Here is a 21,541-nt window from a genome sequence, read left to right as displayed (position 1 = left end):
TTCTGGGGAATCCCGTTAGCCGCCGTTCAGAATCCCATCACGCCGCGGTAGTACTGGTACATCGCACGGATGGCGGATTCGGAGATCAGGGAGTTGGAGGTGCCGACCTGGTCCGGATCCAGCTTGAGCACATTGAGGTCGCTGCTGGAGCGGCGCACGCCTTCCTGCACGAACTTCATCGCCTCGTTGTCCTCCAGACCCAGGAAGCCTGCGGGGCCCATCAGGTTGCCCTGGCGCAGGCGGTGTTGCGTCATCTCCTCGGTATCGTCCTCGTAGCCGAACATGGTCCACAGCATCAGCATGCTGTCCGGCCCGTTGGGCACGATCTGGCGCACGCCGAGGGTGTTCATTTCGCGCTGCACGATCAGGTTCGGCCAGATCGTCTGCATCGTCACCGACCACGGCGAATCGAACTCTTTCACATACTCCAGGAAGCGTTCGTCCTCCAGGCGCATGCCTTCATGGTATGAGCGCATCTCCTTCTTGTTCTCGTCGCTGACCGCCGCGTACTTGTCCTCCTTTTTCGCCGACGCCATGGTGCCGTGCCGCCCGTGCACAGGATCGGCGATCATGGCGCTTTCATTGCCCGCCACCAGCAGTCCGAACACCACCAGGAAGGAGTGCAGCAACGTGGCGTGGTACGGGTCCTTGAGGTTCTCGTGGTACATCTTCCAGTTGCACGGGAGTTCGTTCTTGTAGTACCCGAGCACCTTGAGCGGCTTGCCGTTGAAGACGATGTCGAAGTCCTTGAGGATCTCCGGCGTCAGGTAGTCTTCCAGGCTTTCCATGTCCGCCGCGTACGAGGCGAAGACTACGCCGTTGCGCGTGGCCACATTCAGCTTGACCAGGCCGTGGTCCTCGTTGCGGAAGTCCCTGGGCATGCCGCCCGCGCGATTAACGCCGCGCTTGAACGGAACGCCCTGCAGGTTGCCCTTGAGGTCGTAGGACCACTGGTGATAGGGGCAGACGAATTCCTTCGCATTGCCCTGGCTGTGGCGGCAGAATTCGGCGCCGCGGTGCGCGCAGCGATTTTCGAAGACGTTGACCGAGCCGTCTTCGGCGCGCGACACCACCACCGGCGTCGCGCCGACATAGGAGCGCTTGTAGTCGCCGGCGTTGGGGATTTCCGCTTCGAGCGCGACGTAGTTCCAGGAGCGTCCGCGAAAGATCTTCTGCAGCTCGAGGTCATGCACCTCCTTGCTGGTGTAGACCCAGTCCGGGATGTAGTGCAGGCTGTCTTCGGGCCAACGGCAGTCGGCCAGGCCGGCGTCTTTCTTGCCCAGCGTGTGCTGGATCACCGCTTGTGTCTGGTACATGTGGGAGTCCTTTCAGAGTGTAGTGGGGCTGGCCGCTGCCGTCGGGAGCTCGCGCACCAGCTGTCGCAGCGGCAAGGCGTCGTCGCACAGCCGTGGCAGCAGGTCTTCGACGGCATGGCCGAAGAGCGCGCGCAGCGGCCGCAGGTCGCCGCCGGCATTGATGGCGATGGCGTGGCTGAGCCGGCCGTGCCGGGTGCCGAGCAGCATGAACCTGGGGCAGGGCGCGTCGCTGGCGGCGATGCCGCGCCAGGCATAGCGGGTATCGGGAGTGGCCGCGCCGAGCATCTGCACGTTGCAGCCGAACTGGTCGGTCCAGAACCACGGCATCGCCGCGGGTTCGGCCTGCACGCCCAGCATGGCCGCGGCGGCGATGCGCGCCTGCTCGTTGGCGCTTTGCCAGGATTCCAGCCGCATGTGGGCGCCGAACCGGGGCTGGTACTGGCTGCAGCAGTCGCCCGCGGCATAGATGCCGGCCGCGCTGGTGCGGCCCTGCTGGTCGACCTGGATGCCGCCGTTGGCTGGGTCCAGCGCCAGGCCGGCGGCGGCGCCGAGCGCAACCTCGGGCGTCAGCCCGATCGCGACCACCACCAGCGGCGCCTGCAACGCCGCGCCGTCCGCAAGCCTGACCTGCACGCCATCGGCCCGCGGCACCAGGGCCGCGATGCCGCAGCCGAGCCGCAGCTCGACGCCTTGCGCAAGCACGCGCTGCGCCAGCCAGCTGCCAAGCTCAGGCGGCAGCGCGCGGCCGAGCAGCCGGTCGGCGCTTTCGATCAGCGTGAGCCGGAGGCCGAGTCCGGCCGCGGTCGAGGCCGTCTCCAGGCCAAGGAAGCCGCCGCCGATCACGATCACCTCACGCGCGCGCTGCGTGGCGTCACGCAGGCGGGCGGCGTCGTCGAGCGTGCGCAGGTAGTGCACGTGGGGCGTGCCCGGGGGAAGCGTAGGCAGGACGCGCGCATTGCCGCCTGTGGCGAGCAGGCAGGCGGCGTAGCGAATGGCCTCGCCGTCGGCGCAGTGCGCCACGCTGTGCGCGGGGTCCAGCGCGGTGACCGTGGTGCCAAGCCGCAGCTCGATCTCCTGCCCGGCATAGAAGCCGGCGGGGTGCACGCCGATCTTGCCGTCCTGCGCGGCATCGGCGAGCACGGACTTGGACAGCGGCGGGCGTTCGTACGGTGCATGGCGCTCGCCGCCGGCCATGACGATGCGGCCACGATGGCCGAGCCTGCGCAGTTCGGCAGCGGCCATCGCGCCTGCCTGGCCGGCGCCGACAATCAGGATGGGCGTATCTTGTGGCATGCTCGGCTCCTTCAAAGCTCGACCCACACCCGGCTGTCTTCGAACTTGACCGGGTAGGTGCGGATGTCGCTGGTGGCAGGCGCGCACATCGCCTTGCCGGAGCGGATGTCGAAGCGGGCCTGGTGCAGCGGGCACTCGATGCAGCCGTCTTCCAGGTAGCCGTCGGACAGCAGCGCGTACTGGTGCGTGCAGACGTTGTCGGTGACGAAGTACTGGTCGTCGCTGCGATAGACGGCGAGCTGGCGGTCCCCCAGCGTGAGCGGCATTACCTCGTCGTTCTGCAGGCCGTTGGCGGCGTCGATTTCAATCCATGCCATGGCGATCTCCGTGAATTTGATTTGTCAGTATGCTGAATATATAAGATCAGTGTACTGATGTTTCTTGCTCGCAGTATTCTGGTTAACCCTGGGCCGGGTTGGCCGCGCCGGATCGTGCTGACCCCACCGCGGGCGCGCCGGCCTGCAGCGACGGGCGGGCCTGCCAGCGCGCCAGGATCTCGCCCATGATGCCGCGGCGGAACGTCAGCACGCACACCACGAAGATCAGCCCCGTCACCATGCTGACCGATTCGCCCAGCGTTTCGAACCAGCCGATGCCGGTCATGGCCGCGAGCGCATTGCCGGCGTCGCCCAGCTTGTTTTCCAGCGCCACGATCACCAGGGCGCCGACCAGCGGGCCCGACAACGTGCCCATGCCGCCGACCAGGGTCATCAGGATGACCGTGCCCGACATCATCCAGTGCACGTCGGTGAGCGTGGCAAAGCCCAGCACCAGGGTCTTGAGCGCGCCCGCCAGCCCGGCCAGCGCCGACGACAGCACGAACGCCAGCAGCTTGAAGCGGTCCGCGTCATAGCCCAGCGAGATGGCACGCGGCTCGTTCTCCTTGATCGCGCGCAGGATCTGCCCGAACGGCGAGTTGACGATGCGCATGATGCCGAGAAAGGCCGCTGCGGTGATCAGCAGCACGACGTAGTACATGGTGTGGTCCGACGCCAGCGGCAGCACGCCGAACAGGTCGCCCCGCGGCACCGCCTGGAGGCCGTCTTCGCCACCGGTCGCGGGCGTCTGCAGGCAGAAGAAATAGAACATCTGCGCCAGCGCCAGCGTGATCATGGCGAAGTAGATGCCCTGCCTGCGTATTGCCAGTGCACCAAACACCAGGCCGAGCAGGGCACCGAAGGCGGTGCCTGCGAGCAGGCCCAGCTCCGGCGTCAGCTGCAGGAACTTCATCGCATAGCCGCAGGCATAGGCGGCGCCGCCGAAGAAGGCCGCGTGGCCGAACGACACCAGGCCGGTGTAGCCCAGCAGCAGGTTGAAGGCGCAGGCAAAGAGCGCGAAGCACAGCAGCTTCATCACCAGCACCGGGTAGGCGCCCAGCCAGGGCGCAAGCAGCAGGACCGCCAGCAGCAGTCCGTAGGCGAAGGTTGCACGCTTTCCGCTTGCCATCATTTTTCCTTTCCAAAGAGCCCGGCGGGGCGCACCAGCAGCACGCACACCATGGCGACGAAGACCACCGTCGCGGAGGCTTCGGGGTAGTAGACCTTGGTGATGCCCTCGAAGACACCCAAACCAAGTCCGGTGAAGATCGAGCCAAGGATCGAACCCATGCCGCCGATCACCACCACGGCGAAGACCGTGATGATCAGGTTCTGGCCCATCAGCGGCGAGACCTGCATCACCGGCGCGGCCAGCACGCCCGCCAGCGCGGCCAGGCCCACGCCGAACGCGTAGGTCAGCGTCACCAGCAGCGGCACATTGACGCCGAAGGCCTCGACCATGCGCGGATTCTCGGTGCCGGCGCGCAGATAGGCGCCCAGCCGCGTCTTCTCGATCATGAACCAGGTGGCAAAGCACACCGCCAGCGACGCCAGCACCACCCATGCACGGTAGTTGGGCAGCACCATGAAGCCCAGCTGGCTCACGCCAGACAAGGCTTCCGGCGTGGGGTAGGGCAGGCCTGAGACGCCGTAGACCGAGCGCAGCGCGCCTTCGATCAGCAGGCAGATGCCCAGCGTCAGCAGCAGCCCGTACAGGTGGTCGAAGCGGTAGAGGTGGCGCAGCATGGTGCGCTCAAGCACCACGCCGAGGGTCCCGGCCAGCACCGGTGCCAGCACCAGCATCAGCCAGTAGTTGAGCCCGAGGTAGTTCAGGCCCATCCAGGCCAGCACCGCGCCAAGCATGAACAGCGCGCCGTGCGCAAAGTTGATCACGTTGAGCAGGCCGAAGATCACGGCCAGCCCCAGGCTCAGGATCGCGTAGAACGAGCCGTTGACCAGTCCCAGCAGCAACTGGCTCAGCAGCGCGGGCAGGGGCACTCCAAACAATTCCATGAAAAGTCTCCTTAAACGCCCAGCAAGGCGCTGAGCGTGGGCATCTTTCGTTCGAGCTCATCGGCGCCGAACGCCTCGACGATGCGGCCGTGCTCCATCACGAAGAAGCGGTCCGCCAGCGGCGCGGCAAAACGGAAGTTCTGCTCCACCATGACGATGGTGTAGCCGCGGCTGCGCAGCATGGCGATCATCTTCGCCAGCTTTTGCACGATCACGGGCGCCAGGCCTTCCGAGATCTCGTCGAGCAGCAGCACGCTGGCGCCAGTGCGCAGGATGCGGGCCACCGCCAGCATCTGCTGCTCGCCGCCCGACATGCGCGTGCCCTGGCTCTTGCGCCGCTCGTGCAGGTTGGGGAACATCTCGTAGATCTCGCCCAGCGTCATGGGCTCGCGCAGTCCGACCGCGCCCGGGGTGCAGGCGAATTGCGGCGGCAGCAGCAGGTTCTCCTCGCAGGACAGGCTGGCGAAGATGGCGCGCTCTTCCGGGCAGTAGCCCAGGCCCAGCGGCGCGATGCGGTGCGTCTTCATGTCGATGGTTTCCTGGCCGTGCACGCGCACCGAACCCTTGCGCATGCCGACCAGGCCCATGATGGCCCGCAGCGTGGTGGTGCGTCCGGCGCCGTTGCGGCCGAGCAGCGTCACCACCTCGCCCGGGTTGACGGTCAGGTCCACGCCGTGAAGGATGTGCGACTCGCCGTACCAGGCGTGCAGGCCGCGGAGTTCGAGGGCAGGGGAGGCCGTCCTGGTCATGATGCCTCCGCGTTCAGCGCCGCCGCGGCTGCGGGGCGGTCTTCGGGTTCGTCGGTGGTTCCCATATAGGCTTCCCTTACCTGCGGATTGCGTGAGATCTCGTCATAGGTCCCTTCTGCCAGCACCGCGCCGCGCTGCAGCACCGTGATGCGGTCCACGATGGACGACACCACGCTCATGTTGTGCTCCACCATCAGCACTGTCCGCCCCGCCGAAACGCGCTTGATCAGGGCGGTGACGGTCTCCACGTCTTCATGGCCCATGCCTTGTGTCGGTTCGTCCAGCAGCATCAGTTCCGGGTCGGTCGCGAGCGTGGTGGCAAGCTCCAGCGCGCGCTTGCGCCCATAGGCCAGCTCCGCCGTGCCCAGGTGCGCGAAGCCGGCCAGGCCGACCGCATCCAGCAGTTCCATGGCGCGGCTGTCCAGCCGCGACAGGGAGCGCCTGCCGCGCCAGAAATGCCACGAGGTTCCCAACCTGCGCTGCAGCGCGATGCGCACGTTCTCCAGCACCGTCAGTTGCGGAAATACCGCCGAGATCTGGAACGAGCGGATCACCCCCATGCGGGCGATCTGGGCCGGCCGCAGCGCGGTGATGTCGGTGCCGTTGAAGTGGATCGAGCCGGACGAGGGCGCATGGAACTTCGTCAGCAGGTTGAAGCAGGTGGTCTTGCCGGCGCCGTTGGGGCCGATCAGCGCATGGATCGAGCCCCGCCGCACGGACAGGCTGACATCGCTGACTGCGGTAAAGCCCTTGAAGGCCTTGGTCAGTCTCTGCGTCTGCAGGATTACATCAGTGTCAGGCATGGCGCGCTCACTTCTTCACCAGGGGGCATTCGCTGGCGGACAGCGGCCGGAAGGCTTCGTCGCCGGGGATCGTGCCGACGTACCTGACCAGGTCCCACGGGCCCTTGGACTCGGCCGGGGTCTTGGCCTGGGCCAGGTACATGTCATGCACCATGCGGCCGTCGACACGCACCTTGCCGTTGCGCACGAAGGCATCGTTGACGGGCAGCGCGCGCATCTTCTCCGCCACGGCCGGGCCTTCCACGGTCTTGGCGGCTTCCACCCCCTTCAGGTAATGCAGCACGCCTGAATAGACGCCGATCTGGCCATGCGTGGGATAGGCCTTGTGGCGCTTGTAGTAGCGCTCGACGAAGTCCTTCGACTTGCCATCCAGGTCGAGCTTGAACGGGTCGACATAGGTCAGCCCCTGCGCGGCGTTCAGGCCCAGGCTCTTGATATCGGTGATGAAGGTGGAGGGCGTGATCACCGTCTGGCCTGCCTTGATCAGGCCGAACTCGCCGGCTGCCTTGACCCCGTTGATCATGTCGTTGCCGGCATTGGCCAGCACCACCACCTTCGCCTTGGAAGCCGAGGCGGCCACCACCGGGCTGCTGAAATCGCTGGCGTTGAGCGGATGCCGGGTGGCACCCACGTTCTTGCCGCCGCCGGCGTCCACGGCCTTGCGGAAATCCGCCTCCAGCGACTGGCCGAAGGCGTAGTCCACGGTGATGTAGTACCAGCTGTTGCGGCCCTGTTCGATCATGCGCCGCACCAGCGGGTAAGACACCGAATACGTGTCCCAGGCCCAGTGGAAGCCGGTGGGCGAGCAGTTCTGGTTGGTCAGTGCCATGGCGCCGCCGGTCGAGACGATGTCGATCTTCCGCTTCTGCCGCGCCACCTCCTGCACCGCCAGCGCGGTCGACGAGTTGGGGAAGTCGATCACCATGTCGACGCCATCGGTATCGAACCAGCGGCGCGCCAGCGACGAGGCGATATCGGCCTTGTTCTGGTGATCGGCGGAAAGCACCGTCACGGGTTTGCCGAGGGCCTTGCCGCCGAACTCTTCCACCGCCATCTGCGCGGCAAGCACGGAGCCCTTGCCGGAGAGGTCGGCGTAGGAGCCGGACATGTCGGTGATGACGCCGATCTTCACGCCATTGGCGTCGGCCAGTGCGGGCGTGGCGGCGGCCAGGCCCAGCAGGGCGGAGGACGCAGCGAGGGTGCGGAGGATGCGAGAGGTGGACATCAGGGGCTCCAGGTTGTCTACGCGAAAGATTGGAATGGTTGCGATGGCTGCGTCGGCAGACCGCGGCGCCATCGCTGCGCCGCGGGTAGCGCGGATAAACTCAGTATGCTGAATAGTTGACCGGAAGAAAGGGCGGAGAGATCCGCCCTTCAGCTTCACCCGTAGTGCCGCTCAGGTAGCCAGGTCGCGGCCGCGCGTCTCCGGCACGAACAGCATGCCGATGACGAAGGCCAGGCCGGCGATGATCACCGGGTACCACAGGCCGAAGTAGACGTCGCCGCTGGCCACGTTCATGGCCGTGACCACGAAGGACAGCATGCCGCCGACCCAGCCCGCGCCGAGGTGGAAGGGCAGCGACAGCGAGGTGTAGCGCACCCGGGCCGGGAACAGTTCCACCATGAAGGCCGCCATCGGCCCGTACACCATCGCCAGGAACAGGATCGGGACCAGCAGCAGCACGAATACCATCGGCGTGTTGATCTTCGCGGGGTCCGCGCGCTCGGGCCAGCCGGCCGCCACCAGCGCGCTCTTGATGGCGTCGCGGTCAAAGCCCTGCAGCGTGCGATCCGCGATGCGTACTTCCGCCTGCGCCGGATTGCTGGCCGGCACGAAGGTGTAGCCCACGCCCAGGTCGGTCAGGTAGCCGCGGATCTTGTCGCAGGCGGACACCGGCTCGCCGAACAGGCGCGCCTTGCAGTCGCTGGCCGTCACCTGCACGGCGCCTTGCTGCTGGAACTGCTCGAGTGCCGGATTGGCATAGTGGGTCAGGCCCTTGAACACCGGCTGGATGCACACCGCCGCCAGCAGGCAGGCGGCCATCATGATGTACTTGCGGCCGATGCGGTCGGACAGCCAGCCGAACAGCAGGTAGCAGGGCGTGGCCACCACCAGCGCGATCCCGATCAGCATGTGGACTGTTTCGAGCGGCACGTGCAGCGTCTTGTTGAGGAAGAACATCGAGTAGAAGTGCCCGGTGCCGAAGATGGCGCCCAGGCCCGCCGCCACCACGAACAGCAGCAGCACGGACTTGAGGTTCTTCCAGTTGGTGAAACTCTCGCGGATCGGCGCCCTGGAGGTGGTGCTGGCAGCCTTCATCCGGGCAAAGACCGGCGATTCATGCAGCTTGCCGCGGATGTAGACCGAGATCACCAGCATCACCAGCGACACGATGAAGGGAATGCGCCAGCCCCAGTCACGGAACTCGGCCTCGGTCAGGAAGGTCTTGAGCAGGTAGACGACCAGCAACGAGGACAGCAGGCCCAGCGTTGCCGTGGTCTGCAGCGAACTGGTGTACAGCCCGCGCTTGTGCACGGGGGAGTGCTCGGCCACGTAGGTGACCGCGCCGCCGACCTCGCCGCCCAGCGCTAGGCCTTGCAGCAGCCGCAGCAACACCAGCAGCACCGTGGCGGTGATGCCGATCTGCTCATACGTGGGCAGCACGCCGACGCCGACGGTGGCAACACCCATCAGCAGGATGGTGACCAGGAAGGTGTACTTGCGCCCGATCAGGTCGCCCAGGCGGCCGAACAGCAACGCGCCCACCGGCCGTATCAGGAAGCCTGCGCCGAAGGTGGCCAGGCTGGCCAGGAAGGCGGCAGTCTCATTGCCCTTGGGGAAGAACAGTGCGCCGAAGTACACCGCCAGTGCGGCGTAGATGTAGAAGTCGTACCACTCCATCAGGGCGCCGAAGGAAGAGGCAAGGATGACCTTGCGCTCCTCGGCTGTCATGCCGGAGGCGGGGGCGCGTGTCTCGCTGCGAGTCAGGCTGATCGTCATGGCGGGGGTCCTTTGGTCTAGCTGTTGTCTCTATATGTCTGCTCGTCCCGGCGGTGCCGGCGCCGCTGGCCAGGGCCTGTCGGTCCCTCGCGCAGTGCAGCGCCGCATCCTTCCGGTGCATCAGTCAGTATGCTGATGAGAAACGCAGTATGCTGAGCAAAATGTAGGCCAGTCCACAATGTGCCGGAAGCCCGAAATCGCCTGTTTAAATGGTCTTTTAATATCGTCAGCATACTGAGCATCTGGGCTCAGTGTACTGAGGGCCTATGGCCATCGTTATAGGTGTTAACCCTCCGCGCCGCTTCTAGACTTTTGGAAATTCGCTGACTAGAATCCGAAACTAATCAGTGTACTGAGCAATTGCATCGGCGCACGCCGCATGCCATGCAGGACGCGCCCGCAGCGAAGCGATTTCACCAATCAGGAGCCCCCACCAGCATGACCAAAGTGAAGAAGATCGCCCTCGAAGAGCATTTCATGACGCCGGGATTCCAGGCCTATTCCAAGGCGTTCACGCAGCATATCGATCCGGCGGTGTTTGCCGAGCTGGACCGCCGCCTCGCCGATTTCGACGAGGACCGCCTCGCCGAGATGGACCGTGCCGGCATCGACATCACGGTGCTGTCGCAGACTGGCCCGGGCGTGCAGGGCGAGTCCGACACCGGCCTTGCCCTGGCGCGGGCGCGCGAGAGCAATGACTTCCTGGCCGCGCAGATCGCGCGCCACCCGACGCGCTTTGCCGGCTTTGCCGCGCTGCCCATGCACGACCCGGAACAGGCCGCGCGCGAGCTGGAACGCGCCGTGCGCGAGCTTGGCTTCAAGGGCTCGCTGGTGAACGGCCATACCCACGGGCGCTACTACGACGACCCGGCATACGATGCGTTCTGGGAACGCATGCAGGCGCTGGACGTGCCCATGTACCTGCACCCGACCGACGCGCTGGTTCAGCCGCAGGTCCTGGCGGGCCACCCCGAACTGACCGGCGCGGCGTGGGGCTGGGGCGTAGAGACCGCATCGCATGCGCTGCGGCTGCTGTTCGGCGGCGTGTTCGACCGCTTCCCGCGCCTGAAGCTCATCCTCGGCCATATGGGCGAGGGCCTGCCGTACCAGCGCTGGCGCTTCGACAGCCGCTTTGCGGTCTATTCGCACGGCGTCCGGCTGGCGCGCGCGCCTTCGGAATACATCGGCACCAATATCGTCATCACCACTTCGGGGGTGTGTTCGCACGGCGCGCTGGCCGGTGCCATTGCCGAGCTCGGCGCGGAGGCCGTGATGTTTTCGGTCGACTATCCCTACGAATCCACCGAAGTCGCGGCGAAGTTCATCGAGGACGCGCCGCTCGACGACACCACGCGCGCGCTGGTCTGCCACGGCAACGCGCAACGCCTGCTCAAGCTGTAACCGTACAACCCGAGGACCCTCATGCAAAAAGTCTTTCGCATCGGCCAGATCGTTCCCAGCTCGAACACGACCATGGAAACCGAGATTCCCGCGATGCTGCTGGCGCGCCAGCAGATCCGTCCGGAGCGCTTCACCTTCCACTCCAGCCGCATGCGCATGAAGAAGGTGGTCAAGGAAGAGCTGGCCGCCATGGATGCCGAATCCGACCGCTGCGCGGTGGAGCTCAGCGACGCCCGCGTCGACGTGCTCGGCTACGCCTGCCTGGTCGCCATCATGGCCATGGGCCACGGCTATCACCGCAAGTCGGAGCAGCGCCTGAAGGCCCACACCTTCGAGAATGGCGGCGACGCGCCGGTGATCACCAGCGCCGGTGCGCTGGTGGATGCGCTGCGCGTGATCGGCGCGCGCCGCATCGCCGTGGTGGCGCCGTACATGAAGCCGCTGACCGAGCTGGTGGTGGACTACATCCGCAACGAAGGCTATGAGGTGGTGGACTACCGTGCGCTGGAGATTCCGGACAACCTTGAGGTCGGCCGCCACGATCCGTCGCGGCTGCCGGGCATCGTGTCGCAGATGAAGCTGGCGGATGTCGATGCCATCGTGCTGTCGGCCTGCGTGCAGATGCCGTCGCTGCCGGCAGTGGCAAAGGTGGAGGCGATGACGGGCAAGCCGGTCATCACCGCGGCCATCGCCACCACCTACGCCATGCTCAAGGCGCTGGACCTGGAGCCGGTCGTGCCGGGCGCCGGCGCGCTGCTGTCGGGCGCCTACTGAGGGCATGCCATGACCACCTTCCTTTATGGCGGGCATGTCCATGCCAACGGCATTCGCCAGCACTTCCTGCGCTATGGTGGCAACGACGGTGAACGCGCCGCGCGCGATCCCGTGATCATCGTGCCGGGCATCACCAGCCCGGCAATCACCTGGGGCTTCGTCGGCGAGCGCTTTGGCGCCAGCTTCGATACCTATGTGCTGGATGTGCGCGGGCGTGGCCTGTCGTCGGCCGAGGCCGGGCTGGACTACAGCCTCGACGCCCAGGCCCGCGACGTGGTGGCCTTTGCCGAGGCACTTGGCCTGCGCCGCTACAGCGTGGTTGGCCATTCGATGGGCGCACGCATCGGCGTGCGCGCCGCGGCGGGCCGGCCTGACGGCATGGCCAGGCTGGTGCTGGTTGATCCGCCGGTGTCGGGGCCCGGGCGCCGCGCATATCCCGCGCAACTGCCGTGGTATGTGGATTCCATCCGCCTGTCGCGCCAGGGCACCGACGTGGAGGGCATGCGCCGCTTCTGCCCGACCTGGACCGACGAACAGCTGCGCCTGCGCGCCGAATGGCTGCATACCTGCAACGAAGATGCCGTGGTGCGCAGCTTCGAGGATTTCCATCGCGACGACATCCATGCGGACCTGCCCCGGGTCACCGTGCCGACGCTGCTGATGACCGCCGGGCGTGGCGACGTGGTGCGCGCTGAAGACGTGGCGGAGATCTGCACGCTGCTGCCGGGGGTGCTGGTCAGCCATGTTGCCGGTGCCGGCCACATGATCCCGTGGGATGACGAAGCGGGCTTTTACGCGGCGCTGGGGGATTTCCTCGGCGCACCGCTGACGCAATGACAAGCAAGGAGGCGACATGCCGGTAAGTGACCACCAGATGATCGAGGCCTGGCGCAAGGTGCTGAAGCTGTCGCGGCTGGAGCCGGGACAGACCGTCACCATCCTGACCAGCGCTGCGACCCACCCGCAGACGCTGTCCACCGCGCTGATCGCCACGCAGGCGATGGGTGCCATCGTCAACCGGCTCGACCTGCCGCCGGTCAACGGTGAAAAGGCGCTGAGCCGCGACGCGCTGGCCTACCTGGGCACGACTCCGCTCACGGGCAACCGTGCCGCGATTGCCGCGCTCAGGGAAAGCGACCTGGTGCTGGACCTGATGACGCTGCTGTTCTCCCCCGAGCAGCACGACATCCTGAAGGGCGGCACCAAAATCCTGCTGGCCGTCGAGCCGCCCGAGGTGCTGGCGCGCCTGGTGCCTTGCGAGGCCGACCGCGAGCGCGTCAAGGCCGCCTCCGAGCGGCTGGCCCGCGCCAAGGAAATGCATGTGGTGTCGCCGGCCGGCACCGACCTGCGCTGCCCGCTGGGCGAGTTCCCGGCCATCAGCGAGTATGGCTTTGTCGACGAGCCCGGGCGCTGGGACCACTGGCCCAGCGGCTTCGCGCTGACCTGGCCCAACGAGGGCGCTGCCAACGGCACCATCGTGCTGGAGCGCGGCGACATCCTGCTGCCGCAGAAGACCTACGTCACCGAGCCGGTCATGCTGACGGTCGAGGGCGGCTTTGCCACGCGCATCGAAGGCGGCCTGCACGCCGAGCTGCTGAGCGAGTACATGGCCTCCTTCAACGACCCGCAGGCCTATGCCATCTCGCATATCGGCTGGGGACTGCAGCCGCGCGCGCACTGGTCCACGCTGGGGCTGTACGATCGCGAGGCCACCATTGGCATGGACGCGCGCGCGTTCGAGGGCAACTTCCTGTTCTCGCTCGGCCCCAATAACGAAGCCGGCGGCAGCCGCACCACGGCCTGCCATATCGATATTCCCGTGCGCAACTGCACCGTCCGCCTGGACGGCGTGGATGTGGTGACCCGCGGCAAGGTCACGGACGGATTCCGCTATCCGGAGGAGAAGTAGCCATGCACAAGGAGATCGGCGCGTACCAGCGCCAGGGCTTCGGCAACGACCTGGAACTGGCGGGCCCGATCGGGCTGCTGGTGGTCGATTTCGTCAACGGCTTTGCCGATCCGGAGGTGTTCGGCGGCGGCAATATCCGCGAGGCCATCGCCAACACCGTGCCGCTGCTGGCCGTGGCACGGCGCGAGGGCTGGGCGATTGCACACAGCCGCATCGTTTTTGCAGACGATGGTTCGGACCACAACATCTTCTCCATGAAGGTGCCGAACATGCTGTCGCTGAAGGAGCGCGAGCGCAACAGCGCCATCGTCGAAGAACTGGCGCCGCGGGCCGGCGAGCTGGTGGTGCGCAAGACCGTGCCGTCGGCGTTCTTCGGTACGTCGCTGGCCGCCTGGCTGACGCAGCGCGGCGTGCGCACGCTGGTGGTGGCCGGCGCGGTGACCAGCGGCTGCGTGCGCGCCAGCGTGGTGGACGCCATGCAATACGGCTTCCGGCCGCTGGTGCTGTCGGATTGCGTCGGCGACCGCGCGCTTGGACCGCACCAGGCCAACCTGTTCGACATGGAACAGAAATATGCGACGGTCACCACCCGCGCGGAAGGGCTGGCGGCCATCGGGGTGCGCGAATGAGCGCTTGCATGAATCATCGGGACGGATAAGACAATGACATCGTCGATGGAACCGGATCATTCGGAAGGAGGGCGCGGCCAGGGCGTGGGCGCCCGGGTGGCGCGCAAGGAAGACGCCAGGCACCTGCACGGCAAGGGCCGCTTTGTCGCGGACATCGCCATGCCGGACTTGCAGGAGGTGGCCTTCCTGCGCAGCCCCGTGGCGCATGCCAGGCTGTTGTCCGTGACCAAGCCCGCGCGCCACGCGCAAGCGGTGATCGTGCGCGAGGACATGGCGGCGGCGCGGGACATCGTCGCGGATTCGGCGTTCCCGTCCTACCAGCCGTCGGCGCAGGCGCCGCTGGCCAGCGGCAAGGTGCGCTTTGTCGGCGAGCCCGTTGCCATGGCCTTTGCCCCCACGCGCGCCGAAGCCGAGGACATCGCCGAGCAGGTGGTGGCCGAGTTCGACGAGCTGCCCGCGCTGACCGACGTGGCACAGGCCCGCCAGCTCGCAGGCGAGGTGCGCGTGCACGAACACTGGCGCGACAACACCTTCCTGACGCTGAATATCGACAAGAACTTCGACGCGCGCCAGCGCGAGGCCTCAGTCGTCGTCCACCGCAAGGTCAACCTGGCGCGCCAGTGCATGGTGCCGATGGAGGGCAAGGCGGTGCTGGCCTACTGGGACCACCAGTTCGACCAGCTGGTGGTGTACAGCGCCACCCAGGTGCCGCATATGATCCGGACCATCCTGAGCCATTGCCTGGGCCTGGACCAGGCGCGCGTTCGCGTGATCTCGCCGGACGTTGGCGGCGCCTTTGGCTACAAATGCGTGCTGCAGCAGGAAGAGCTCTGCATCGCCTGGCTGGCGCTGACCTACAAGCGGCCGTTCCGCTTTGTCGAGGACCGGCGCGAGCACCTGACCGCCGGCGCCAACTCGCGTGAGCATCACTACGAGCTTACCGCCTACGCCGACAAACGCGGCCGCCTGCTGGCGCTGGACGCGAACATCGCCATCGACGGCGGTGCCTATTCGGTCTGGCCGTTCACCATCGGGCTGGAGCCGGGGCAGGCGATCGGCAACCTGCCCGGCCCTTATGCCTTCGACGGATACCGCTGCGAGACTACCTGCGTGGCTACCAACAAGCCGGGCTTCGTGCCGTATCGCGGCGTGGCCCGGACCGGCGTCTGCTTCGCCATGGAACTGATGATGGACGCGATCGCGCGCGAGGTGGGGCGCGAGCCGTGGGAAGTGCGCTGCGAAAACCTGGTGCCGCCGCAGGCCATGCCTTACGTCAACGTGACCAACAAGCACTTCGACGGGGGCGACTACCCGGCCAGCGTGCGCCAGGCGATGGAGATGATCGATCTGCCCGCGATCCGCGCGCGGCAGCAGGCGGGTCCGCAGGGCAGCCGCTATGTCGGCGTGGGCTTCGGCACCTACACCGAGCAGTCGGCGCATGGCACTTCCGTGTTCGCGGCCTGGGGCACGCCGGTGATCCCGGGCTTCGACTCGGCCACAGTGCGCATCACGCCGGACGGCGGCCTCGAAGTGCGCGTCGGCGTGCATTCGCACGGGCAGGGGATGGAGACCACCTTCGCGCAGATTGCCCACGAGATCCTGGGCATCGACATCGGACGGATCAAGCTGGTGCATGGCGATACCGGTCTGACGCCGTTCTCCACCGGCACCTATGCCTCGCGCTCGCTGGTGATGTCGGGCGGCGCGGTGTCGCGGGCGTGCAAGGCGCTGCTGCCGCGGCTGCGGAAGATTGGCGCGCATATGCTGGGGCAGCCGGTGGAGGCGGTGACGTTCGCGGACGGTGCGGTTCGTGCAGGCGATGCCAACGTCATCGACATTGGCCGCATTGCCGACGCCTGGTATATCAATCCCCAGCTGCTGCCGTCCGACGTGGATGCGCAGGGCCTGGAGGTCACCATGGGCTTCAAGCCCGCGGTCGATACCGGCAGCTTCACCTACGCCACGCATGCGGTCGCGGTGGAAGTCGACATCGATTCCGGCCATGTCGAGATCCTGGACTACGTGGTGGTGGAAGACTGCGGCACCATGATCAATCCGATGGTGGTCGAGGGCCAGACCTTTGGCGGCGTGGCGCAGGGCATCGGCACCGCGATGTTCGAAGAGATGCGCTATGACGGCAACGGGCAGCCGCTGGCCTCCACGCTGGCGGACTACATGCTGCCCGGGCCGACCGAGATTCCGTCGATCCGCATCCATCATTTCGAGACGCCGTCGCCGCATACGGAATTCGGCGCCAAGGGGATGGGCGAGGGCGGCGCCATCGCACCGCCGGCGGCGATCTTCAACGCGGTGAACGACGCCTTGCGCGACTTCGGCGTCGAACTTCAGGAAACGCCGCTGACCCCGAGAAAGATCCTTGAAGCGCTGGATGCGGCAGTGGCCGGCGCACAAAGCAAGAAGGCAGCCTGACCGATGAAAGCCGTCGCTTTTTCCTATCATGCACCCGGCTCGCTGCCGGACGCGCTGGCCCGCCTTGGCGCGGGCACCGACGTGGCCAAGACCATGGGCGGAGGCCAGTCGCTCGGCCCGATGCTGAACCTGCGGCTGACCCGTCCCGACACGGTGGTCGATGTGTCGGGGCTGGCCGAACTGCGGCAAGTCGCATCGACCCCCGATGGCATCCGCATCGGCGCCTGCGTGACCCATGCGCAGATCGAGGACGGCGTGTTCGCGCCGCTGCGCGGCACCATGCTGCAGGCCGTGGCGGGCGGCATTGCCTATCGTGCGATCCGCAACCGCGGCACCGTGGGCGGCAGCCTGGCCCATGCGGACCCGGCCGCGGACTGGGTAGTGGCGATGACCGCGCTGGGTGCGCGCATCGAGATCGCATCCGGCACCGGCACGCGCGAGGTGCCCATGGAAGCCTTCATGATCGGCGCCTACACTACGGTGCTGGCCGACGGCGAGCTGATCGCCGCCGTGCGCGTGCCGCATGCCACGGCGCACAGCCGCTGGGGCTACCAGAAGCTGTGCCGCAAGACCGGCGAGTTTGCCGAAGCCAGCTGCGCCGCGTACTTCGATGCCAGCCGCCGCTTCGCCCGCATCGTGCTCGGCGCGCTGGACGGGCCGCCGGTGGTGCTGCCCGGACTCACGCGCGCGGTCGCCGCGCAAGGCGCCGCGGCGCTCACCGCCGGTGCCGTGGACGAAGCGGTGGCGCAGGCCGCGCCCGGCAAGGACGCCATCGACCGCAAGCTTTACCGTACCGTCGTGATGCGCTGCGTCACGCAAATGCTGAACTGAGGAGCGCCCGTGCAGACCATCGAATTCAATGTCAACGGCCGCCGGGTTTCCGGCGCGTGCGCGGACCGGACGCACCTGGGCGACTTCCTGCGCGACACGCACCGGCTGACCGGCACCCACCTCGGCTGCGAGCACGGCGTGTGCGGCGCCTGCACCGTGCTGCTCGACGACAAGCCGGTGCGCTCGTGCATCACCTTCGCGGCCGCCTGCCAGGGCGCCGACATCGTCACCGTCGAAGGCTACCAGGACGATGCCGTGATGGCCGGCCTGCGCGCGGCCTTCAACCAGCACCACGCGCTGCAGTGCGGCTTCTGCACGCCGGGCATGCTGGCGACCGCGCGCGACATCGTGCTGCGCCTGCCCGACGCCGACGACGCCACCATCCGTCACGAGCTGTCGGGCAACCTGTGCCGCTGCACTGGCTATATGGGGATCGTCGCCGCCATCCGCTCGGTACTGGACGCACGCCGCGCCGCAGCCGGCGTGATTGCGCGGCACGCCGCGGGCGCGGCACCGGCCGAAGCGCCGTTCACCGGTTTTGCCGTTGCGGACGAAGCGCTCGGCACGCTGCCGCACCTGGCCGCCGGCACCGGCGCCGAGGCGGAACGCTCAGCCGACCGCAAGGGCTGGTCGCGCATCGAAGGCGGCTTCACCGTTCCCTGCGCGCTCGACGCGGTATGGGCCTTCATGGCCGACCTGCCGGCCGTGGCGGGCTGCCTGCCGGGCGCCGTGCTGACTGAAATGGAGGGGGAGAAGGTCAAGGGCCATATCGCCATCAAGTTCGGCCCGATGTCCGCCAGGTTCGAAGGCGCCGCGCGCCTGCAGCGCGACGACGCGAACAAGCGCGGCGTGCTGAAGGGGGCGGGGCAGGACTCGCTCAGCAATTCCAAGGCCGCGGGCGACATCGCCTACCAGCTGAAGGCGCTTGCCGCGCACGAGACCGAAGTCGCGGTCGACCTGCAGTATTCGCTGCAGGGGCCGCTGGCGCAGTTCTCGCGGTCGGGGCTGGTGCGCGATTTCGTGCGGCGCATGATTGCGGATTTCGGCAAGTCGGTGGCGCGCAGGATGGACCCGACGCTGAGCGATGCCGAACGCAACCAGGCGGTACGCCTCAATCCCGTGGCGATGTTCTTCGGCGTGCTGTGGGAGCGGGTCAAACGGTGGTTCGGCGCCCGCTGAACCCGCCCGCCGGGCTGTCGCAACCCTTGCCCGCGTCAGCCCGGATGCACTACAACCAGTAGTGCGGTGGCAGTGGTCTTGCCGCCATTGGAGATCGCATGTGCGACATCGGCCGCATAGCGCGCGGTCTCGCCGTGCCTCAGCTTCTTCTCATCGGCGCCCGCGCGCACCGTCATCGATCCGCTCAGCACCGACAGGTGTTCCTGGGTGCCGGCCTCGTGCGGCTCGGAGGCCAGCACGCCGCCGGCCTGGATGGTCAGCTCATACCACTCGAAGCGCCCGGCCAGGTCGATCGGGCCCAGGATGCGCAGGTCGCAGCGGGTATCGGGGCTTTTCAGCGACGGGATCGCGTGCGGCTGGACCACGGTGATGCCGCCGGCGGGGCGCTCAGCGGCGCCTCCGGCGAGGAAGTCCGTCAGGTTCACGCCGAGCGCATTGGCCAGGCGCCACAGCACCGCCACGGTGGGGTTGGCCAGGTTGCGTTCGATCTGCGACAGCATCGACTTGGAAACCCCGGCACGGCGCGACAGTTCATCGAGCGACAGCCGTTGCTGCTGGCGCAGCGCCTGCAGCGCCATGCCGACGGCGGGCGGGCCATCGGCCTGCGGGGTCTGGGCGAGGGCTTGCGTCATGGATTAATGTTCGTTATATTGCGCAAAATGTTCGATATACAGAACGTGTTCGATTTATCGATCGAATCCTAGCACATCCCTCGCACACCAACGGGAGCCAAGCCATGTCGAATGCCGAGGCATTCTATGCATCCATCCGTACCGAACTCGAAAGCATCCGCGCGGCGGGGCTGTTCAAGAACGAGCGCGTGATCGCCACGCCGCAGGGTGCGCGGGTGCGCACCACCGACGGCCGCGAGGTCATCAACCTGTGCGCCAACAACTACCTTGGCTTGTCGTCGCACCCGCAGGTGATCGAGGCCGCGCATGAAGCGCTGCGCACGCATGGCTTCGGGCTGAGCTCGGTGCGCTTTATCTGCGGCACGCAAGACCTGCACAAGACGCTGGAGACGCGGCTGTCGGCCTTCCTCGGCACCGAGGACACCATCCTCTATGGCTCGGCCTTCGATGCCAATGGCGGTTTGTTCGAAACGCTGCTGGGCGCGGAAGACGCGGTCATCAGCGATGCGCTCAACCATGCCTCGATCATCGACGGCATCCGCCTGTCCAAGGCGCGCCGCTACCGCTACCAGCACAACGACATGGACGACCTGCGCGTGCAGCTGGAGCAGGCGCGGGCCGACGGCGCGCGCTACATGCTGGTGTTTTCCGACGGCGTGTTCTCGATGGACGGCACCGTGGCGCGGCTCGATGAGATGCGCGCGATCTGCGACGAGTACGGCGCGCTGCTGGGCATCGACGAATGCCATGCCACCGGTTTCATGGGCCAGCGCGGGCGCGGCACGCACGAGGCGCGCGGCGTATTCGGCAAGATCGACATCATCACCGGCACGCTGGGCAAGGCGCTGGGCGGCGCCTCCGGCGGCTTCACCAGCGCGCGCAAGGAAGTCGTGGCGCTGCTGCGCCAGCGCTCGCGGCCCTACCTGTTCTCCAATACGGTGGCGCCGGCCATCGTGGGCGCGTCGATCGCGGTGCTCGACATCCTGGAAGCCAGCACCGAGCTGCGCGACCGGCTGGAGGGCAATACCAGGTTCTTCCGCGCGGGACTGGACCAGCTGGGCTTCGACGTCAAGGCGGGCGACCACCCCATCATCCCGATCATGGTCTACGACGCCGACAAGGCACAGCAACTGGCGCAGCGCCTGCTGGAGCTGGGCGTGTACGTGGTCGGCTTCTTCTACCCGGTGGTGCCCAAGGGCCAGGCGCGCATCCGCGTGCAGATGAGCGCGCTGCATGACGAGGCCGCGCTGCAGGCGGCGCTGGATGCCTTCGGCCAGGCTGGCCGTGAACTGGGGCTGATCTGATGGAAGACGGCAAACCGAAGATCCTGATCGTCGGCGCCAACGGCCAGATCGGGTCTGAACTGGCATTGGCGCTGGCCGAGCGCTACGGGCGCACCAACGTGATCACCTCCGACGTGGTGCCCACCGGCCGCCATGTGCACCTGACGCACGAGATGCTCAACGCCACCGACCGCGGCGAGCTGGCCACCGTGGTCGAGCGCCACGGCATCACCCAGGTCTACCTGCTGGCGGCCGCGCTGTCCGCCACCGGCGAAAAGGCGCCGCAGTGGGCGTGGAACCTCAATATGACCAGCCTGCTCAATGTGCTGGAGCTGGCGCGGCAGACCGGACTGGAGCGGGTGTTCTGGCCAAGCTCGATTGCGGCCTTCGGCCCGACCACGCCTGCCGGACAGACACCGCAGAAGACCGTGATGGAGCCCACCACGGTCTACGGCATCTCCAAGCAGGCGGGCGAGGGCTGGTGCCGCTGGTATCACGCCAACCATGGCGTGGATGTGCGCAGCGTGCGCTATCCCGGTCTGATCTCGCACAAGACCCCGCCCGGCGGCGGCACCACCGACTATGCGGTCGACATCTTCCATGCGGCGGTGAAAGGCGAGCCCTACACCTGCTTCCTGAAGGAAGACGAGGCCCTGCCAATGATGTACATGCCCGATGCGATCCGCGCCACCATCGAACTGATGGAAGTCCCGGCCGGCAAGCTGAGCGAGCGCGGCAGCTACAACATCGCCGGCATGAGCTTCACGCCCGCGCAGATCGCCGCGGCCATCCGCGAGCAGGTGCCGGGCTTCCAGATCCGCTATGAACCCGACTATCGCCAGGCGATTGCGCAAGGCTGGCCGGATTCGATCGACGATTCGGTCGCGCGCGCGGACTGGGGCTGGCAGGCGGAGTACGGCCTGAAGGAGATGGTGGCGGACATGCTGGCCAACCTGAAGGCGACGCTGCCCGCCTGAGACG

20 protein-coding genes are annotated in these 21,541 nt (G+C 67.0%); 10 read left to right on the top strand and 10 right to left on the bottom strand.

All coding sequences use genetic code 11. From position 1 onward, the window contains the following. Nucleotides 1–26: 26 nt before the first annotated feature. From AC3WLF_RS18855 to AC3WLF_RS18815, 9 genes are all read right to left on the bottom strand, one after another. A complete protein-coding gene (locus AC3WLF_RS18855) occupies nt 27–1,316 on the bottom strand; it encodes an aromatic ring-hydroxylating dioxygenase subunit alpha (RefSeq protein WP_013952432.1) in 1,290 nt (429 codons plus the stop codon). Between the two features lie 12 nt (nt 1,317–1,328). Then, nucleotides 1,329–2,609, bottom strand: a complete 1,281-nt coding sequence (locus tag AC3WLF_RS18850; RefSeq protein WP_492358623.1) for an NAD(P)/FAD-dependent oxidoreductase — start codon at nt 2,607–2,609, stop codon at nt 1,329–1,331. Between the two features lie 11 nt (nt 2,610–2,620). After that, complete coding sequence (locus AC3WLF_RS18845) at nt 2,621–2,926, bottom strand: non-heme iron oxygenase ferredoxin subunit (RefSeq protein WP_492358622.1); 306 nt, start codon at nt 2,924–2,926, stop codon at nt 2,621–2,623. Between the two features lie 82 nt (nt 2,927–3,008). Beyond that, the gene (locus tag AC3WLF_RS18840; RefSeq protein WP_492358631.1) at nt 3,009–4,055 is read right to left on the bottom strand and encodes a branched-chain amino acid ABC transporter permease; all 1,047 of its coding nucleotides are present in this window, start codon (nt 4,053–4,055) and stop codon (nt 3,009–3,011) included. Next, nucleotides 4,055–4,939, bottom strand: a complete 885-nt coding sequence (locus AC3WLF_RS18835) for a branched-chain amino acid ABC transporter permease (protein WP_492319098.1) — start codon at nt 4,937–4,939, stop codon at nt 4,055–4,057. Before AC3WLF_RS18835 ends, AC3WLF_RS18840 begins: the two co-directional genes overlap by 1 nt. 11 nt (nt 4,940–4,950) lie before the next feature. Beyond that, a complete protein-coding gene (locus tag AC3WLF_RS18830; RefSeq protein WP_492350989.1) occupies nt 4,951–5,688 on the bottom strand; it encodes an ABC transporter ATP-binding protein in 738 nt (245 codons plus the stop codon). Beyond that, nucleotides 5,685–6,491, bottom strand: a complete 807-nt coding sequence (locus AC3WLF_RS18825) for an ABC transporter ATP-binding protein (RefSeq protein ID WP_492319100.1) — start codon at nt 6,489–6,491, stop codon at nt 5,685–5,687. Before AC3WLF_RS18825 ends, AC3WLF_RS18830 begins: the two co-directional genes overlap by 4 nt. Nucleotides 6,492–6,498: 7 nt before the next feature. Beyond that, nucleotides 6,499–7,716 carry an ABC transporter substrate-binding protein gene (locus AC3WLF_RS18820; RefSeq protein ID WP_492358621.1) on the bottom strand — a complete coding sequence of 406 codons (1,218 nt, stop codon included), beginning with the start codon at nt 7,714–7,716 and terminating at the stop codon, nt 6,499–6,501. 171 nt (nt 7,717–7,887) lie between these two features. Continuing rightward, nucleotides 7,888–9,492 (bottom strand): MFS transporter, encoded by a 1,605-nt coding sequence (locus tag AC3WLF_RS18815; protein ID WP_492358620.1) that lies wholly within the window; start codon nt 9,490–9,492, stop codon nt 7,888–7,890. A 438-nt stretch (nt 9,493–9,930) separates the two neighbouring features. Between AC3WLF_RS18815 and AC3WLF_RS18810 the strand changes: the two genes are divergently transcribed. The 8 genes from AC3WLF_RS18810 to AC3WLF_RS18775 are packed head-to-tail and all read left to right on the top strand — an operon-like array spanning nt 9,931 to nt 18,645. After that, nucleotides 9,931–10,893 carry an amidohydrolase family protein gene (locus tag AC3WLF_RS18810; RefSeq protein WP_492350985.1) on the top strand — a complete coding sequence of 321 codons (963 nt, stop codon included), beginning with the start codon at nt 9,931–9,933 and terminating at the stop codon, nt 10,891–10,893. Between the two features lie 21 nt (nt 10,894–10,914). After that, nucleotides 10,915–11,667, top strand: a complete 753-nt coding sequence (locus tag AC3WLF_RS18805; protein WP_492358619.1) for a maleate cis-trans isomerase family protein — start codon at nt 10,915–10,917, stop codon at nt 11,665–11,667. A gap of 9 nt (nt 11,668–11,676) precedes the next feature. After that, a complete protein-coding gene (locus tag AC3WLF_RS18800; protein WP_492358618.1) occupies nt 11,677–12,504 on the top strand; it encodes an alpha/beta fold hydrolase in 828 nt (275 codons plus the stop codon). Nucleotides 12,505–12,520: 16 nt separating this feature from the next. Further along, a complete protein-coding gene (locus AC3WLF_RS18795; RefSeq protein ID WP_492358617.1) occupies nt 12,521–13,576 on the top strand; it encodes a 2,5-dihydroxypyridine 5,6-dioxygenase NicX family protein in 1,056 nt (351 codons plus the stop codon). Between the two features lie 2 nt (nt 13,577–13,578). Further along, entirely contained in the window at nt 13,579–14,205 is a 627-nt protein-coding gene (locus AC3WLF_RS18790) for an N-carbamoylsarcosine amidohydrolase (protein WP_492358616.1), read from the top strand. Nucleotides 14,206–14,238: 33 nt separating this feature from the next. After that, entirely contained in the window at nt 14,239–16,635 is a 2,397-nt protein-coding gene (locus AC3WLF_RS18785; protein ID WP_492358615.1) for a xanthine dehydrogenase family protein molybdopterin-binding subunit, read from the top strand. Between the two features lie 3 nt (nt 16,636–16,638). Then, nucleotides 16,639–17,466: an FAD binding domain-containing protein gene (locus AC3WLF_RS18780; RefSeq protein ID WP_492358614.1), complete on the top strand. Its 828-nt coding sequence runs from the start codon at nt 16,639–16,641 to the stop codon at nt 17,464–17,466. A 9-nt stretch (nt 17,467–17,475) separates the two neighbouring features. Continuing rightward, nucleotides 17,476–18,645 carry a xanthine dehydrogenase family Fe-S subunit gene (locus AC3WLF_RS18775; RefSeq protein ID WP_492358613.1) on the top strand — a complete coding sequence of 390 codons (1,170 nt, stop codon included), beginning with the start codon at nt 17,476–17,478 and terminating at the stop codon, nt 18,643–18,645. 35 nt (nt 18,646–18,680) lie between these two features. Here AC3WLF_RS18775 and AC3WLF_RS18770 read toward each other — a convergent pair whose 3' ends face one another. Next, nucleotides 18,681–19,277 carry a helix-turn-helix domain-containing protein gene (locus AC3WLF_RS18770; protein ID WP_010813494.1) on the bottom strand — a complete coding sequence of 199 codons (597 nt, stop codon included), beginning with the start codon at nt 19,275–19,277 and terminating at the stop codon, nt 18,681–18,683. A gap of 104 nt (nt 19,278–19,381) precedes the next feature. On the opposite strand from AC3WLF_RS18770, the gene kbl reads away from it, so the two are divergent. Next, complete coding sequence (kbl, locus tag AC3WLF_RS18765) at nt 19,382–20,581, top strand: glycine C-acetyltransferase (protein WP_492319111.1); 1,200 nt, start codon at nt 19,382–19,384, stop codon at nt 20,579–20,581. Next, complete coding sequence (locus tag AC3WLF_RS18760; RefSeq protein ID WP_492319112.1) at nt 20,581–21,537, top strand: L-threonine 3-dehydrogenase; 957 nt, start codon at nt 20,581–20,583, stop codon at nt 21,535–21,537. The genes kbl and AC3WLF_RS18760 overlap by 1 nt, the downstream gene beginning before the upstream one ends. Nucleotides 21,538–21,541 lie beyond the last annotated feature (4 nt).

The organism is Cupriavidus sp. FW306-01-F10A (assembly GCF_058782785.1).
Note: the sequence above shows the minus strand (reverse complement) of the source record. Positions and strands in the feature narration are given on the sequence as shown.